The organism is Micromonospora sp. DT4 (genome assembly GCF_049841675.1).
Classification (GTDB): domain Bacteria; phylum Actinomycetota; class Actinomycetes; order Mycobacteriales; family Micromonosporaceae; genus Micromonospora.
Genome location: NZ_JBNCKT010000333.1, coordinates 1 through 696, shown reverse-complemented (window position 1 = coordinate 696; position 696 = coordinate 1). Strand labels below are relative to the sequence as shown.

The window sequence follows — 696 nt, the reverse complement described above, 5'->3', positions numbered from 1 at the left end:
ACGGGTGTGATTGCTGCCGCCATGGAGAGATGCGATATAACTCCCGTACTCGCGGAGGGTGGCCGGCGTATTACTACGCTGAAAGCAAAAAGTTTCGTCTTGATACAGCCTCATCGACACCACGAATTCCGTGACGCCCCAACCAGGACGGCAACTATCCGATCGGACCCTAAAGATCGGCTACTTAGAGAGCCAGCAAAGGGCCACCGCCATGGGGACCTAATAAGAATTCTCAAAATTTGGGTAGCAGAAAACCCCAGCCACCTCGGCAAAATGCCCTCTCAAGACTTTGTCCCGACCATCGCACGAGAGCGACGCTACCTACTTGGTCACACGCTGCACCTCTTGAAAACTTGGGGGCTCGTGGTCGTGGGGGAGGATCTTAACGACGATCTTTACGACACCCTGGAAAGCTTGGGATTCGAGCCCTTTCGTGTTGGCTATAGCGTGAGGATTTCGCCGGACCTTCCTTCTGTGACAGGGCAGCAACGCGCCGATGCGGTGAACGACAGCATTGCCGCGTTGCTTGATTGGTATGAGAAGAATCCCGACGAGCGCGGGTCCATCCTCGCCAAGTCAACGAAATGGCCCGTTCCGCGTACGGGAGAGATCGTTAAAATTGGTATTTGGGTGCACAGCATAATACGCTACGGATATAGCGATCCAGGGGGTGTGATTGCTGCCGCCATGGAGAAA

General features: G+C 54.6%; 1 protein-coding gene. It reads left to right on the top strand.

Features of this window, described 5'->3' with window-relative positions:
- Window positions 1-273: 273 nt before the first annotated feature.
- The coding region (locus ACLQ24_RS29965; RefSeq protein ID WP_425895092.1) for a hypothetical protein at window positions 274-696 on the top strand (423 nt) is incomplete at its 3' end.